Annotated in this window: 11 protein-coding genes; 4 read left to right on the forward strand and 7 right to left on the reverse strand. The window is 37.1% G+C overall.

What is annotated here, in order from left to right:
• Positions 1 to 159: 159 nt before the first annotated feature.
• From A9Q93_RS13100 to A9Q93_RS13115, 4 genes are all read right to left on the reverse strand, one after another.
• Entirely contained in the window at positions 160 to 2349 is a 2190-nt protein-coding gene (locus A9Q93_RS13100; RefSeq protein WP_303687849.1) for a TonB-dependent receptor, read from the reverse strand.
• 314 nt (positions 2350 to 2663) lie between these two features.
• Positions 2664 to 7043 carry a T9SS type B sorting domain-containing protein gene (locus A9Q93_RS13105; RefSeq protein ID WP_303687850.1) on the reverse strand — a complete coding sequence of 1460 codons (4380 nt, stop codon included), beginning with the start codon at positions 7041 to 7043 and terminating at the stop codon, positions 2664 to 2666.
• A gap of 37 nt (positions 7044 to 7080) precedes the next feature.
• Complete coding sequence (locus A9Q93_RS13110) at positions 7081 to 7284, reverse strand: hypothetical protein (RefSeq protein WP_303687852.1); 204 nt, start codon at positions 7282 to 7284, stop codon at positions 7081 to 7083.
• A 10-nt stretch (positions 7285 to 7294) separates the two neighbouring features.
• Positions 7295 to 8536 (reverse strand): M28 family peptidase, encoded by a 1242-nt coding sequence (locus A9Q93_RS13115; RefSeq protein ID WP_303687853.1) that lies wholly within the window; start codon positions 8534 to 8536, stop codon positions 7295 to 7297.
• A 36-nt stretch (positions 8537 to 8572) separates the two neighbouring features.
• Between A9Q93_RS13115 and A9Q93_RS13120 the strand changes: the two genes are divergently transcribed.
• Entirely contained in the window at positions 8573 to 9682 is a 1110-nt protein-coding gene (locus A9Q93_RS13120) for a hypothetical protein (RefSeq protein WP_303687854.1), read from the forward strand.
• A gap of 66 nt (positions 9683 to 9748) precedes the next feature.
• A complete protein-coding gene (tnpA, locus tag A9Q93_RS13125; protein ID WP_303687855.1) occupies positions 9749 to 10156 on the forward strand; it encodes an IS200/IS605 family transposase in 408 nt (135 codons plus the stop codon).
• A gap of 45 nt (positions 10157 to 10201) precedes the next feature.
• Here the strand turns inward: tnpA and metG are convergent, their stop codons facing one another.
• From metG to A9Q93_RS13140, 3 genes are all read right to left on the reverse strand, one after another.
• The gene (gene metG, locus A9Q93_RS13130) at positions 10202 to 12274 is read right to left on the reverse strand and encodes a methionine--tRNA ligase (RefSeq protein ID WP_303687856.1); all 2073 of its coding nucleotides are present in this window, start codon (positions 12272 to 12274) and stop codon (positions 10202 to 10204) included.
• A 115-nt stretch (positions 12275 to 12389) separates the two neighbouring features.
• Positions 12390 to 13994 carry a DUF1501 domain-containing protein gene (locus A9Q93_RS13135; RefSeq protein WP_303687857.1) on the reverse strand — a complete coding sequence of 535 codons (1605 nt, stop codon included), beginning with the start codon at positions 13992 to 13994 and terminating at the stop codon, positions 12390 to 12392.
• Between the two features lie 7 nt (positions 13995 to 14001).
• Positions 14002 to 15453, reverse strand: coding sequence for a DUF1800 family protein (locus tag A9Q93_RS13140; protein WP_303687859.1), 1452 nt, complete (start codon positions 15451 to 15453; stop codon positions 14002 to 14004).
• Between the two features lie 108 nt (positions 15454 to 15561).
• Here A9Q93_RS13140 and A9Q93_RS13145 point away from each other — a divergent pair, with 108 nt between their 5' ends.
• Both A9Q93_RS13145 and A9Q93_RS13150 read left to right on the forward strand, forming a co-directional pair.
• Positions 15562 to 16464 carry an LD-carboxypeptidase gene (locus A9Q93_RS13145; protein WP_303687860.1) on the forward strand — a complete coding sequence of 301 codons (903 nt, stop codon included), beginning with the start codon at positions 15562 to 15564 and terminating at the stop codon, positions 16462 to 16464.
• On the forward strand, positions 16464 to 16826 hold the full coding sequence (locus A9Q93_RS13150) for a YraN family protein (RefSeq protein WP_303687861.1): 363 nt from the start codon (positions 16464 to 16466) through the stop codon (positions 16824 to 16826). The genes A9Q93_RS13145 and A9Q93_RS13150 overlap by 1 nt, the downstream gene beginning before the upstream one ends.
• Positions 16827 to 16874: the final 48 nt, after the last annotated feature.

Here is a 16874-nt window from a genome sequence, read left to right on the forward strand (position 1 = left end):
TTTGCAGTCGCAGTTTGCAGTCGCAGTTTGCAGTCGCAGTTTGCAGTCGCAGTTTGCAGTCGCAGTTTGCAGTCGCAGTTTGCAGTCGCAGTTTGCAGTCGCAGTTTTTAGCAAAGCTAAAAACTACAACTACTTTTTACTGAAAACTGAGACTGAGAACTAGAAATTCAAAGTAACTCCAGCTAAGAAATTAATTCCAGCTTGCGGATAAAATCCAGCTCCTTCTACTGTAGAAATAGTTCCCGGATTTGAAAAATCGTCGTCATATGTGAAGTAGTAACCATTAGAAACAAACTTCTGATCAAAGATGTTGTTTACCAGTCCAGTAAATACAACCGAATCAAATATGGAATTAGGTTTTATGGTGTAAACTAGGTTGATATCATTTAAGAAATAACTGTCTAATTTTGAGGCATCTGCTTCTGTATTGCTCATAAACTGTTCTCCTACAAACTTGCTCAATAAAGAAATTTGAAAGTCTTTTACCGGTTGATAAACAATCGCATTTGCCGCAACAACATTAGGTGAGAAAGCAATATCTGTACTACCTAAGTTTTGTAAACCACCGTCAAATGATCTTATGGTTTCTTTATTCTTATTACTACTTAACGCTAGATTAGGCCGCAAAGTAAGTTGATTTGTCACAGGGATAATCGCTTCTAGCTCAATTCCTAATCGGTAACTCTCACCACTGTTAGTCCTTATAGGAGCTCCTACATCATTGATCTCACCACTTAATACAAGTTGCTCGTTATAAAGCATTAAATACGTATTTGCATTAAAAGTAAAATTTCCATTTTTATGACGCCATCCTAATTCAAAATCATTAAGCTGTTCTGGCTGTACGTTAGGATCACTTTCAAAATCATCTCTGTTAGGTTCTCTATTTGCACGTGCGTAAGAAAAATACAGGTCGTTATTATCATTGTATTTATAGGTAACACCTGCTTTAGGGTTGAAGAACGTATAATTTTCATCGACTAGAAACTCTGTAAGATTTGAGTTGATACCAGAGGTTTCATAGTTAACATTTCTTAATTGCAAATCGCCATATAACTGGAAACGGTCATTCAATTTATAAGTTGCTTTTGAGAATACAGAAAAGTCGTTTTTCTTCCCATTTCCTTCATAGTAACGATCTCTTATATTACTCTGACTAGCATATCGTGCCCAAATAACTTCTCCAAAATGATCTCCATCATAGTGACTTATAGAAGTTCCAAAGATTAAGTCTATCTCGTTGTTTTTATAATTAGCATTTGCGTTAAATACATAATAGTCGTTATCCAGCCATCTTCGGCGCACAAGATCTGTTGTGTTAACGGTTTGCCCATTAACTGTAAGCTCATCAAAACCATAAGTAGCAAAGTCATCATCCTCTCTAAACTGCTCAAAAAACCCACGTCCATAGGTATAGTTTAAACCTACATTAGTAGACCAGTTGTTGTTATAGCGCTCATTCCAGTGCAGTTGATAATGATCTTGACGGTAATCATCTACCTCATTATCATAGAATTGCATGTTTCCATTTTCATCTGTAAACTGTCCTGCAGGATTGAAGGTTCTGTCTTCTCTAAGTGTCTCTGCGTCGATACCAAACCATGACTGATAGGTCACGTTATTACCGCCAAAAGTAACTGCCTTAATAAGCGTGCTATCATCTACATAAGAACCTTGTAAAAAATAAGATTTTAAACTTGTAGAAGCTCTATCGATATAACCATCAGACTCAATATTAGACAGTCTACCAGCAATCTCAAAGTGATCATTCATGAGACCTGTTGAGAACTTTACGGTGTGTTTTCTACTGTTAAAACTACCGAAGGAATTCGAAATCTCACCACTAGCTTCTCTAGAAAAACCGTCTGTAAGAATGTTGATACTTGCACCAAAAGCACCACTACCATTAGTACTAGTTCCTACACCTCGCTGTACTTGCAAGTTCTCTACAGAAGACGCAAAATCCCCTAGATTTACCCAAAAGGTTCCTAACGACTCTGCATCAGAATATGGGATACCATTGATAGTAACATTAGTAGATTGTGAGCTTACACCACGTATTCTCAATCCTGTGTAACCTATTCCTGCTCCAGCATCACTAGTAGTTACCACTGATGGTAAAAAATTAAGTAACAAAGGAATGTCTTGACCTAGATTACGTTTTGCAATCTCTTTCTTTGATAAATTAGTGTGTGTAATAGGTGATTTTGCGTCTACTCGCACGGCTTTAACCAGAACTTCCTCTAGTTTTTCTGCCTCTGTGGAGTCTTTGACTTGTGTGTTTTGCGCTGTTGCGAGACTGACTGTTATTAATGCAGCTGCAATAAAAACGCGACGTAAATGTTTCATAAGAACTTTTTTAAGTTCAAATAAAAGGGGCATTTATTCGGTTTGGATTAAAATAAAATGTTTGAAGGATTCTCTTGAAATAGACTTTTAAGGTGCACGCTTTCGCGAAAGCGAGAACATAACACGCCGTATCTATCTAAATCTTTTCCCTTAGCGACATTACTCGCCCAGGTTCCTTGGGTATTATCTCAGCCATTTCAACAACACTATTCATGCGGTTAAAAAAGCACCCCTTGAGATTGGCGGCAAAAGTAATATGAAAATGTAAATAGAAAAATAAAATTGAAACGTTTTTCAAATTAAAATTAGACCTATTAACGCTTCAGTGTAAAATGCCCATTATAAATAGCACCATTACTACGCTCAACCCTAAACCAATAGTCGCTCGATGGTACAGGACTACCGTTAAAAGTTCCATCCCAGCCTGGTCCTTCTGGACTAATTTGTTTTAGTAACTTACCATAACGATCAAAAATATAAATCTTATTAGTAGGTTCTTGTTCTGAATTAAATAATTGCCAGAAATCATGAAATCCATCTCCATTAGGCGTGAAAAATCTTGGGTAAAACAACAAGTAAACATCCTGCTCTACAATCCCGCATCCGTTTTTATCGCGCACGTAAATTTGATAATCGCCCATAGGTAAATTGTCAAAACGGTTGCTGTCTTGATAGGTGACTCCATCGAGAGAATGCTCATAATCTCCAGATCCATCTACTTCTACAATAACGCTATTATTATCTTGACTCCAGTCTTCTATTTCAATATTTCTTATTATTGCAACAGTTGATTCTACTACAGTTATATCTTTAGTTTCTTCACAGATTAGTGCGCCATAATCATTTGAAACGGTCACAAAATAATTACCAGGTGTGTCAACAATTATAGTTGAAGTGGTTTCTCCTGTAGACCATAAGTAATTGTCAAATCCAGTATCAGCTACTAATTCTACTGTATCATTTTCACAAATAGCCCATTGATCTTGCATAAATAGCACTGGTTGTTCATAAACGTTAATACGAAATGAAGTCGTAGCATAACAGCTTCCATTAGTTGCATTTTCTAGGCGTACAAATATCTCTTCATTAGTTGTTTGATTGGAATAACTGAAAGGTAACTCGTTGATTCCAATATCTGCATCTGACTGGCTTGTATAATAACTTATTATATTATCAGTAGCAGATTGACCGTTTAAAATCTCGCTTTCGCGAAAGCGAAGATCAAAAACTTCTGTACCATCATTAGAACTATCGTCACATACATCTATATCGCTAGGTTGATTTGCGATAGGCAACCTAGAAACTCCTATATCAAAGGAAATACTCGTGTCGTTACAGCTGCTATTATTTCTATTTTCTATGCGCACAAACAACGTTTCTCTAGCTGATGTAGTGGTATAAAGAGTAGGTAAAGCACTGTTTCCAGAGTCAGCATCTGACTGATTGGAATGATAAGTAACTATAAAATCTATTGCAGACTGACCGTTTAAAACTTGACTGTCATAATTAGATAAATCAAAAACATGTTCTCCATCTCTGGAACTGTCATCACAAACAATATCGTTTGCAACTGAATTTGCTTCTGGTGTTAGGTTTACCACAAATTCAATCGTAGTTTGTGCAAAGCAAAACGAGTTAGAAGGATTAATTACGGTAGCAGTTATGGTCTGACTACTCGTAATAAAAGGATTAGGTAATGGACTCGAGAGTGAAGCTCCATTTTCATCTTCGTAGGTTACAGTAACAGCAGTTTGAGAATCTAATAAAGTGGATTCTATCGTGCTGGTATCAAATGCAAAAATACCGTCATTATCAGTATCACAAACTTCAAATACAGGGATAGGATTAGCAACAACGCCAGGTTCAACTATGATTTCAATTTGAGTCATTACTGTACAAACTCCATCTGGATCTAATGAACTGGCATTAGTCATTTCTACATCAATTGTTTGTGAAGCGGTTATCAAAGGATTAGGAAGCGGATTAGGCAATATATTTCCACTGCTATCTCTAAAAGTCAAGTCTACACCTGTTTGGCCTTGTAGTAATTGCGCATTAATATTTGAAGTATCAATGGATTCAACACCATCGTTATTTGCGTCGCACTGATCTATAATTATGGTATTAGCCGCAGTAGGGTTTTCTTCTACTATCAAGTTTACATGATGACCTAAACCAACGCAGTCGTTAGAAGCATTGTCAACTCTTACAAAGATATCTTGTGAGTTGAGAGAACCTAAGTTTTGATAAGCAGAAATATTTGTAATAGGATTTGCTTCAGTGAGTGCATCACTTTCATTGCGATAGAAATTAACACCAATAGTCTGTCCAGCAGGAAATAGCGCCGCAATGTCTGCTTGAGCATTTGTCAAATCAAAAGTAGCAACTCCATCATACAAATCAGCTCCATCATCACATTGATAAATAGTTCTTATGAAGGAAGAAGGTATTTGACTGGTACTCACATTTAGATCTATTTGGGCTGTTCTATAGCAGCCTTCTGTGTTTTCTACTCTAGCATAAATGATTTGTGAGCTCGAAGTCGTGTTTTGGTATGTTGTTAAATTAGTTATTGAGTTGGATGCATTTTCAGCGTCTAAAAAATTCTCGTAAAATGTGATCGTGTTTGTGTTGAGATTTGGGATAATCTCGTCAATGACCTGATTCAGGTTAAAAGTCGTTATCCCATCGGTATCATCATCACATTGATTTAGTTGAACTGTAGCGTTTATGGTAGGTAACTCTAAAACTTCTATATCAAAGCTCGTTGTTGCGACGCAAGTTGTTTGCAATCTATTTATCATTTGCACATAGATCGTTTCTGATCTATTGGTGTTTTGATATACAGCTGGATTAGAAATAGGCATTGTCAATAAGGCATCAGTAAAATATTCTAATTGAAAATCTGTGGAAGATTGCCCGTTGTAAATAGCTGATTCATTTGTGGTCAAATCAAAAAGTATGCGACCATCTGAATCTGAGCCTACGGAATCGTTATCACATAATCTAATCGCAGGAATGCTCGTAGCAGGCATAGGCGATTCAAATATTTGAATATCAAATGAAGTCATGGCTTCGCATTCGTCATTTCCTATATTTATAACGCTAGCAATTATCGTTTGAGAACCAAAGGCAACATTATTAGCATACGCAGACGGATTTGAGATAGGAGAATCATTATTGTAATCTGTCAAGTTTTCAAAATAAACCACCTCAAAAGTAGTAGCAGACTGACCATTGAGAATTACTGAATTTTGTTGTGTCAAATCGAAATTATGAAAGCCATCATTGTTGGGATCACAAATTTCTATGCTTTGAGGTGTTGATGCTGTAGGCTGTTCAAATATTTCTACATCTATAGTTGAGAGTACCGATGAAGCCCCAGAACTAGCTATTGTGGTTGCGGTTACTGTATAAACACCTGCATTAGTGAATACATGATTGGGATTTAAAGCTGTTGAAGAATTAGATAAGCCCGAAGCAGGATCTCCAAAGTCCCATACGACAGAAGTGACAGGATTAATTAGATTAAAATTGGTCGCATCACCTAAACAGGTGTTTTGGAATTGTATTTGTTCTAAGTCTAAAAAGCTTTGCACAAATGAAGGAAGTCCATCTCTACACCTTCTACCTCCTAAACTAATAGTTTGTGATCTATAATTACAACCTAATCCTACAATATTAGGATTTTCTATGACATTCAAATTAAATGCACTTCCTTGCGCCACATATATCTTACCGTCAGGTGCGAGCTGCATGCTAGCATATGGACGCCTAATGGTTGTTAACTCTACCCTAGACTGTATCATAGTAAGAGAAACATTTGATGACAAATCAAATTGATACACAGAACTACCTATCCCAGAATAGTAAACAATATTACTATTAGGAGAAAACTCAGTGCCATACAAATCACGATTTAATGGACCTGTAATCATTAATATTGGGTTGCTAACTATACCAGTTGCCGCATCAAAATCGAATAACCAACCTTCTTGATCAATTATTGCATTAGTCATGGATAATTTAGTACCATCTGGTGATATTTTTATCATGCCTAGAGCTTCTAATGGATTATTTGAAATAACTGGTCCTACAGATGAAATTACAGGTGTAGATGCAACCCCAAGATCAGTTACTAAATAACTTAAAAAGTTATTACTCCCGATATCGTGGGCAACAACCCAATAAGAGTTTTGATTTACATGACTTACCGAAGTTAATTTTTCCGTAGTTGGAGAACGAAGCAGTTGGTTTTTTAATGAAGTAACATTTCCTAATCCACCATCCAAAGTCATGTCTACTTCAGAATACCTAAAACCATCAGGACCTGATTCATCATCTACTGTAAAAACATAATAAATATTAGTATTATTAGGTTTAGGAACTACTATAGAGGATTGTGCACTACTAGAATCTCCTAAAAGTCCAGTACCATTAGGCATGGGAAAGTGATTCCTATTATATATGGTTGAACCATCTGTATAAAAAAGCAACGCACCGTTACTATCAGAAATAACGGCACAACCTTCATTAGTGTCCATCGCACTATCCAAAAGCGGCACAGGACTACCAGAGCTAAAATCAAGACCTGCATTTACACCAAAATACCAGATATTAGCTTCACCTTGGGAAAAACAAAGCTGAGCAAATAGAATAGATATTATTGTGATCTTTAATCTATTAACTTTCATTCCTTAACTCTTATCTTTTAGTAGCTTGAATAGTTTTTTAGGACTTTGTTTGATTTAAAACAAAATCTTTGACTTCTTTTGTAGTATAAGTTTGCGCACCATCTTCCACTCTATCTCTTATATCACTAATATGATTTACATATTGTTCACTCGTAAGCGCCTCTCCTTTTGCAGAATAAGTTACAACATCATTAACTGAAATTGTTTCTTTGATTTTATCTACTTTAATTAAATTTTTCAAGACTCAAAACCTAAAACTCAATCTCTTTCTCCACCATTTTGCCATCACGATCTACGGTAACTTTAGTTGTATCACCATTATCAAATGTAGCGAGTGTTCTCATGTAGCTCATCATATCAACAATGGTACTATCACCCAATTTCACAACAACATCGCCTTTCATCAATCCTGCTTTTTGGGCTGGTTTTTCTTCGCTCACTCCATCGATGCGCATTCCTTTTCCTGTAAATAAGTAATCTGGCACGACTCCTAGACCTACTTTAAAACGTGGTACTTCTTCGCTTTCGTTTTTAGTTTTTCTAAAGGCTAGTTTTCCAGCGTTATCAAACTCTGCAGTGATTCTTAAGATATAATCAGAGATTTTTTGCATCCCATCATAGTTCAACTTCTCTGCATCATCGCCAGGTTTGTGGTAATCTTCATGTTGCCCAGTGAAGAAATGTAAAACTGGTATATCATTTAAATAAAATGATGTGTGATCACTTGGACCAACGCCGCTTTCGTTTAAAGCCAACTCAAAATCTTTATTCACAGCATTTACAATTTGAGTCCATCTGGTAGAAGTTCCTGTTCCATAAATGGCAAGCTTATTCTCTTCATTTAGCCTGCCTACCATGTCCATGTTGATCATATAAGTAATAGAATCTAAAGCGATCGTAGGGTTTTTAGTAAAATAATTAGACCCTAACAACCCCATTTCTTCACCAGAAAACGCCATGAATAGATAGTTATTCCCTTTCTTATCGCTGGTCTTCAATTCGTAAGCTAGGTCTAGCATAACCGCAACACCACTCGCATTATCATCTGCTCCGTTATGAACGGCTTCTCCTTCACGATGTAGAGAACCTTCACCACCCATTCCTAAGTGATCATAGTGCGCACCTATTACAACTGTTTGTGCAGCGCCATTATCAATATAACCTAGAACGTTAGTTCCTGTAAGAAAACCATTGCCTTTCTCGTCTGTAAAAGCTGCTTCTTGATGTGGATCGCTGGAAGGTTTAAAAGAAAAAGTCTGGAAATAAGTCCCTTCATTTCCTTTAGGTTCTAGACCTGATTCCTTCATGCGCTTTGCAATATAATCTGCTGCTTGTAATTCATAAGAAGTACCAGTCTCACGACCTTGCAAGTCGTCTGATGCTAGATAAACCACATCGGCTTTCATGTTACCTTCTACAGGTTCTAAAGATTTCACTTCTGTCTTGCAAGAGACTAATAAACAAATGGCTATAAAAAGTGTCGCGATTCTCATATCTACCTTGTAATTTTGCTCAAAATTAAATCATCCATGAGAACGTTCCTATTTCTGATTACAATAATCTGTTTTATAAGCTGTAAAGAAGCTTCAAAAGCTGAGAAAACTACCACTTCACAAATAGAAAACACAGCTCCTCAAAATGACAATCCATTGATCATGGAAGGTGAAAAACACTTTAAGGATATCCAGCAGGTAACCTTTGGCGGTGATAATGCTGAGGCTTACTGGAGTTTTGATGATAAACAACTGGTATTTCAAAGTAACAACGCCGCTTGGGATGTAGAATGTGATCAAATGTTCTTGATGAATATTGGAGACAGCTTTCGCGAAAGCGTGCCTAAAATGGTCTCTACTGGCAAAGGAAGAACGACTTGTGCATATTTTTTACCAGATAACGAACATATCATTTACGCAAGTACGCACCTTGCGATGGATGATTGTCCAGAGACTCCATTGAAAGAAAATGGGAAATATGTATGGCCTATTTATGACAGCTATGACATTTTTGTAGCAGATCTTGATGGAAATATCACAGCTCAACTAACTGACGAAAAAGGTTATGATGCCGAGCCTACTGTTTCTCCGCAAGGTGATAAAATAGTCTTTACCAGTGACCGTAGTGGTGATCTAGAATTATACACTATGGATATAGATGGTAGTAATGTGAAGCAAATCACTTATGAATTAGGTTATGATGGTGGCGCTTTCTTCTCACCAGATGGAACGCAATTGATATTCCGCTCTTCACGTCCTAAAACTGAAGAAGAAATCAAAGAATATAAAGACTTATTGAAAGTAGGACTGGTGCAGCCTACAGAGATGGAACTCTACATTTGTAATGCAGACGGATCTGATTTACGCCAGTTGACTCAGCTAGGAAATGCAAACTGGTCACCTTTCTTTTTACCAGATGGGAATCGTGTATTATTCTCTTCTAACTTTGAAGCAGAGCGCGGTTTTCCTTTCAATCTATACATGATCAATACTGATGGAACTGGACTAGAACGAATCACTCACGGTGAGACTTTTGACGCATTTCCAGTATTTTCTAATAATGGCAAATACCTTGCTTTCTCTTCTAATCGTAATAACGGAGGTGGACGTGATACAAATCTTTTTATTGCAGAGTGGCAGGATTAATCTCATTCTCTAAGGGCAGACTTAAGTCTGCCCTTAGAGAATGAAATGTTTTCCTATCTTTAAGTTATGTCACGTAACAACCTGCAACTCTACATACATCTTGTTTTTATCACAAAGCATAGAGATTTTATGATTATGGAAAATGTGGAACTTAAACTCCATAAATTCCTAAGAGAGAAAATGGAAGAGCTTGAGATTATACCATTGATGATAAATGGCATGCCTGACCATTTACATATTCTACTAAAGATGCCTGCTAAAATTACAGTCTCCTACATCGCTCAACAATTAAAAGGAACTAGTTCTAGATTTATGAATGAATTATCTGGAAATCAAGGAATTTTTGAGTGGTCTAGAGGTTATGGTGCTTTCACTGTCAGCAAAAAGGACGTAACTATGATTTCAAACTATATAAAAAATCAGAAAGAACATCATAAGTCTGGTACGTTAAATCAAGACTTTGAACAGGTGTAGTTTTCCCGTAGGGCAGACTCAAGCCTGCCCTACGGGAAATCTTTTTTAAGCTATAGTCGCCCCATTCACAACCGCATCATCTGGATTTACAAAGACTAGTTTCCCTTCAGGATCTTCGGCAAGTAAAATCATTCCTTGAGATTCTACACCACGTAGTTTTCTAGGTGCTAGATTTGCAAGAACCGTTACTTTACGACCTATTAATTCTTCGGCAGTAAAATGTTGAGCGATTCCAGATACAATGGTTCTTTTATCAATTCCTGTATCTACGGTCATGACCATTAATTTGTCTGTTTTAGGCATTCTTTCTGCTGTTAGAATTTCTCCTACTCGCAAGTCCATTTTCATGAAATCGTCGTAATTAGTCTCGTCTTTTTGTGGCATAAGATTAGGTATTGTTGCCGCATTTGCAGCTTTAGTAGCTTCTAGTTTATCCAGTTGTGCTTGGATTTGCTCATCTTCAATTTTTGAAAATAGTAATTGTGATTTGTTGATTTTGTGTCCAGATGGAAGTAAAGCTTCTGAACTTGCAACGCGACTCCAATTAGCAGATTCCGCATCGAGTGAGGAATAGTCAAGTATATTTTTCAATTTCTCAGAAGTATGTGGCAAGAAAGGCTCGCTTAAAATGGCTAGTGCTGTGGTTAATTGTAAACACACATACATGATATTTTGAACTTGCTCAGGATTTGTTTTTACCAGTTTCCAAGGTTCGAGACCTTCTTCTGCAATGTATTTATTTCCTATACTCGATAAAGCCATAAGGTCGTTTAAGCTTTCGCGAAAGCGGAATCGTTCCAAACTTGCTCCTATTTTATTAGGGAATGTTTTTATAAGCTCCAAAGTATCTATATCGCGCTGCTCCATGTTTTGTGGCTCTGGAACTATACCGTCGTAATACTTATTAGTAAGCACAATTACTCGGTTTACAAAGTTCCCTAGGTTTGCAACTAACTCATTATTATTTCTTGCTTGAAAGTCCTTCCAAGTAAAATTATTATCCTTAGTCTCTGGTGCGTTTGCCGTTAATACATAACGCAATACATCTTGCTGTCCAGGGAAATCTTCTAGATACTCATGTAACCACACGGCCCAGTTTCTAGAAGTAGAAATCTTATCGTCTTCTAGGTTTAAAAATTCGTTTGCAGGTACATTTTCTGGCAAAATATACTCACCTTGAGCTTTTAACATAGCAGGAAAAATAATACAGTGAAAAACAATGTTATCCTTTCCTATAAAGTGCAATAACTTGGTATCATCCTTTTTCCAGTAATCTTCCCAGTTCTTGCCTTCTTTTGCAGCCCATTCTTTAGTCGCTGAGATATAACCAATAGGCGCATCAAACCAAACGTATAGCACTTTACCATCGGCTCCATTTACTGGTACTGGAATTCCCCAATCAAGATCACGAGTCACCGCACGTGGATGCAAACCATCTGTAATCCAGCTTTTTACTTGTCCTAAAACATTAGTCTTCCAGTCTTTAGAATGGCCTTCTACGATCCACTCATTAAGCCAGTCGCTGTATTCATCTAGTGGCAGGAACCAGTGTTTGGTTTCCTTTAATTCTGGTGTGTTGCCCGTAATAGCACTTTTAGGATCGATCAAATCTGTTCCATTGTGTGAAGTACCGCATTTCTCACATTGATCTCCATAAGATTCTGGATTCCCGCATTTAGGACAGGTTCCTACCACAAAGCGATCTGCTAGAAACTGGTCTGCTTCTGGATCATATAACTGTTCCGTTACTTTTTCAACAAACTTGCCTTTGTTATATAAATCTGTGAAAAAGGCACTTGCCGTTTCATGATGCGTAGGTGCGCTTGTACGTCCATAATGGTTAAATGAAATGCCAAACTCCTTGAAAGAGTCACCTATTATTTTATGATAGCGATCTACTAATTCTTGCGGAGTGATCCCTTCTTTTTTGGCTTTAATAGTGATAGGTACACCATGTTCATCGCTACCACAAATAAATGCAACATCGCTACCTTTCATGCGCTGGTAGCGTGCAAAAATATCTGCAGGAACGTAAACACCTGCAAGATGACCTATGTGAACAGGTCCATTAGTATAAGGCAAAGCTGCCGTGATCGTAAATCGTTTTTGATCGCTCATGTAATTCTTTTGAAAGCTGCAAATTTACGGTTTCTAGTTTACGTTTTAAGAGCTTTAGCTATAGGTTCACCTTAAATTTTTGTTCCGCTTTCGCGAAAGCGATATCACAAATACTTTAGTAGATCATAAACTGACTGCTGTATTGTTTTCCTGCACTTTCTATTTTATAGATGTACTGACCAGTATGCATTCTAGTTCTCAACTGCGCTTTAATATCTAGATCGTGACTGCCAGGCATAAAGTATTGATTTGCTAAAAGTCCTATCTCCTGCCCTAACAAATTATATATGCGGATGTCAAGTTTACGACCACTTGATAGTTCTAAATGAAGATAAGCAGCATTTAATTTATTTACCACAAAATGCGTAAAATCCTGTTGAGCAAAATCCTCTATTCCAGCGGTAGTACAATTGAACCCTAAAGGAATGTTGCTGGAACTGCGATTGAGCATCGCTTGATCTACCAGATGGGATGGAATACACAACCATTCTTTCATGACAGTAGAATACACATCTCTAAAGTCAGTACTAAAAATCATATTTCCATTGGCATCTAGATTAGTTAAACTAGGATGCGAGCCTATAAAACCATTGCCATTTAATCCACCACCGAAAAGCATCATAGGTGCTGCAGCGCCATGATCGGTGCCGTTAGAACCGTTTTCTTCTACTCGTCTACCAAATTCTGAGATGGTCATACAAAGCACTTCATCCTGATTACCGTAAGCAGCTAGATCATCATAGAAAGCATCTATAGATTCTGATAGTTTTTGCATTCGGTCTGCATGAGTACCTGCTTGATTTGCATGAGTATCAAATCCATCTAGGGTTACCATATACACTTTAGTCCCTAGTTGTCCCTTAATTAGTCGTGCTACTATAGAAAACTGCTCTGCTATAGAATGGTTACCGTAGGTTGCTTGAGTAGTACTGGCTTGATATGCATTGTTAATCACACCGGCATATTGAAATGTATTGTTAGTTGTAGATCTTAAAAAACTGAGTTGATCTCCATAAGTACATGGTGGTACCGCGGTAGCGTCATGTTGCCAACCGTTTTGAGCTAGGTTATAAAGCTGTTGTGGATCTGCAACAGAGAATGCGTAGTTCGTTTGTGTTCCTTCAAAAGCCAGATTTCCTAAACTTCCTATTTGTATCGCTGGTGGAATTACCGGCGGACTAAGTAAAAAATTAGGATATTCATTTTCAAAAAAACGGCCCATCCATCCAGTTTCTTCAATAGTGGTAGGTTCTGTACTCGCCCAAATATCGCTAGATCTAAAATGAGATAAATCTTGACCTTGATAACCTACTCCATGAATAACTTTCATTTCTCCATTTCCCCATCGTGACTGTAAACTGCTCATAAAAGAGGGCAACCCAAAATCTGGGCTCAAACTGTATAAAGAGTTTTGTGGTAAGGCAATCGTAGCTCTATTTGAAGCATACGTTCCATAATCGTAAACTGGTACAATAGTATTTAAACCATCGTTTCCTCCTTTAAGTCGTACTAGAACTAACACGCGATCATTAACACTTGCAGCAAGTGCTGCAGTAATAGGAGAAGTCATCGCACTAGATATTTGAGAACCTCCTAAAGTAAAGGCTCCTGCACCAGCTATTCCTAATGCTTGTAAAAAGGTTCTTCTGCTCCACGCTTCATGTTCTTCATGATGTTCTTGAGAGTTAGGGTCTTGAAATTTATTGGATTTTGAACACATGATGCGATTATTTAAGTTGGAATTCTGGCATTCTAAAAATATGTTGTAACAATAAGACTACCTGATAATTAACAGAACTCCAGTTCAAATCCCATTGCATATTATCATAATAATTTTGCGGCACATCACCTTTAAAAACAGTGGTTGCAAGATCGTAGTCTGTTGTGGTGTGAAGCGTTTGAGGTACAAACCTATTCACAATATCTCTAGCGATTATGGCAGGATCATTAAGCGAGGCCGATGAATCAAGAGCTATATTTCTAAACAGGTTTTGATCTATATTCCACATGGTCCACATAATATATTCAAGACCTTGCCATCTTCCCGTTATCGTACTGCTATTAATCCAGTCGCGATCGCCTTGCCATCCTGCTACATCAATAGGGTTAAAGTATTGCTGACCCAATAAAGAAGCCACATAAAGCAAAGTGTAATAATTCCCTTGAGGAAAGCTAAAATTTGACTCTTTGATAAATAGACACAAACAGTCTATAGGATCTTTAATAATAGTCCCAATTGCAGCAGCATCAAAAAAATGCTGGCTCTTAAAGAGCTGTTTGAGAACTGGAAGTAATTCCCAATTGGAATTTCTAAGAGTAAGTGCTAATTGATCTGTTATTGCTGGCGTAGGTAATTCTGGACTTACAAATGCTCGATAAATCTTCTTAATTATAAAGTCAGATATCTCATTAGGACGTGATGCAAATAAATGGTCGATTAAGGAATCGTGATTGTAATTTGCAGTACTTCCAAAGATCGTTTTATTTGTATTATCAAACGTAATATTTTGAAAGTTAATAGGTGCGCCAGCCTCAGTAAAGCTATTGTAACCTGTCAATGCCCTAGCTGTTTCTACTATGTCGGTTTGAGTATAATTATTATTTTGTCCTAAAGTGAATAATTCTAGCAACTCCCGTGCATAGTTTTCATTAGGACTAAAACGATTATTGAGTACTCCATTAAGGTAAACCAGCATGGACTCGTTTTTACCTATTTCTTTTACTAAGGTTTTAAAGTTCCCTAAAGCATGAGTCTGCAATAAATTGTAATATTGATACATCCAGCTAGGTGCCGCATAGTCTTCAAGCCTGGTAACAAAATGATTGTGCCAGAACAGCGTCATTCTAGCTCTTAAATTCAAATTAAAAGTGTCATCAATTACCTGACTGCCCCATTCTTCTATTTGCGGCTGGCGATCCTGAGCAAAATTTCCATAATCACTATCACTCCAGTTTGCCCAAAATGGTGCAGGCGTCACACTATAATTTGCTGCTGTATTGATATAATTTTCAATAAAAATATCAGGCGATTGATTCAAGGCGTTATTTTCTTGTGTAACATCTAGGCCATAACCTAACCTACGTAGCACGTGCCGCACTTTAACGATGTCCCATGGATTTGAAGGAACATCAGTATAAGGTGTTAATGAAGCGGTATTGCAATTTATAAGGGCTTCCATAATTATTCTAGTTACGTGAGAGGATTGTATAAGAGATAAAATACTAACTTAGTATTCTGACTAAAAGTATTTTAAAAAGTTTAATTACAGACTTTAAACACAACTATATTGAATTATTTACCTATTTCTCACCTCAGCAAAGGCAAGCACGTTAGGATTATTTGTACCGCAAGAAGCGCTCAAAAAAGCGATCTTTTGCCAGCTGCTCAACTACTGGAATCTTGGGGATTAGAGGTTAGTTTTGGTAGTACTATCGGTAAAGTAGAGCATCAATTTGGCGGGACGAAAAAGGAACGTCTAGCAGATTTACAACAAGCGATTGATGATAAAGATGTACATGCTATATGGATCGCAAGAGGTGGATATGGAACCGTGCAGTTGATCGATGAAGTTTATTTTTCCGCTTTCGCGAAAGCGGAACCTAAAACCATCATAGGTTACTCAGATATCACCTTATTGCATGGCAAACTACAATCAGAAGGCTTTTCTAGTATTCATAGCTTCATGCCGCTGGAATTAAAGAACAAGCCGAGTACGAGTATAGAAAGCCTGAGAAAAGCACTATTTGGAGAACAATTAACAGTTACTATTCCCAACACCTTTGCTTTAAAAAGCCCAGAATTGAAAGCGCCGATCGTAGGCGGTAATTTATCCATATTGTATAGCTTACTAGGCAGCAACTCTTTTCCCGAAATTAAAGGTCAGGTATTATTTATAGAAGATATCGACGAATATGTGTATCACATAGAACGAATGATGTACTCGCTCAAAAGAGCTGGTAAGCTCAACAATTTAAAAGCATTACTCGTGGGCGGAATGACAGATATGAATGATCATGAAACGCCATTCGGTAAAAATGCAGTAGAGATCATACAATCACTTACTGCCGAGTATGATTATCCAGTTATTTTCAATTTCCCTGCTGGTCACATAGAAGATCATAGAACGATGATTTTAGGAAAAGAAATACATATTGACATTAATAATCATCAAATTATTTTCACTCAATAATGGCAGAACATAACGACTTAGGAAACGCTGGTGAAGAGATGGCGACCGCTCATTTACTGAAAAATGGTTATGATATTTTGGTACGTAATTATGTGTTTCAAAAAGGAGAAATAGATATTATAGCCCGCAAAGCAAATACTGTTGTTATCGTAGAGGTAAAAACCAGATCTACTCCAGATTTTGGAAATCCACAGGATTTTTTAAAGAGAGGACAAATTCAACGACTGGTCGCCACAGCAAATCATTTTATAGAAAACTATACCGAAGAAGATCTAGAAGTACGCTTTGATATTATTGCTATAATTAAAAATAAAGCAGGTACAAAACTAGAGCATATTGAAGATGCTTTTTATCATTTTTGATCTCTTCCAATGCAAAAAAGCACCTCATTTCTGAGGTGCTTTTTTTAT

Origin of the sequence: Nonlabens dokdonensis (genome assembly GCF_002162835.1) — a bacterium.
GTDB classification, from domain to species: domain Bacteria; phylum Bacteroidota; class Bacteroidia; order Flavobacteriales; family Flavobacteriaceae; genus Nonlabens; species Nonlabens dokdonensis_B.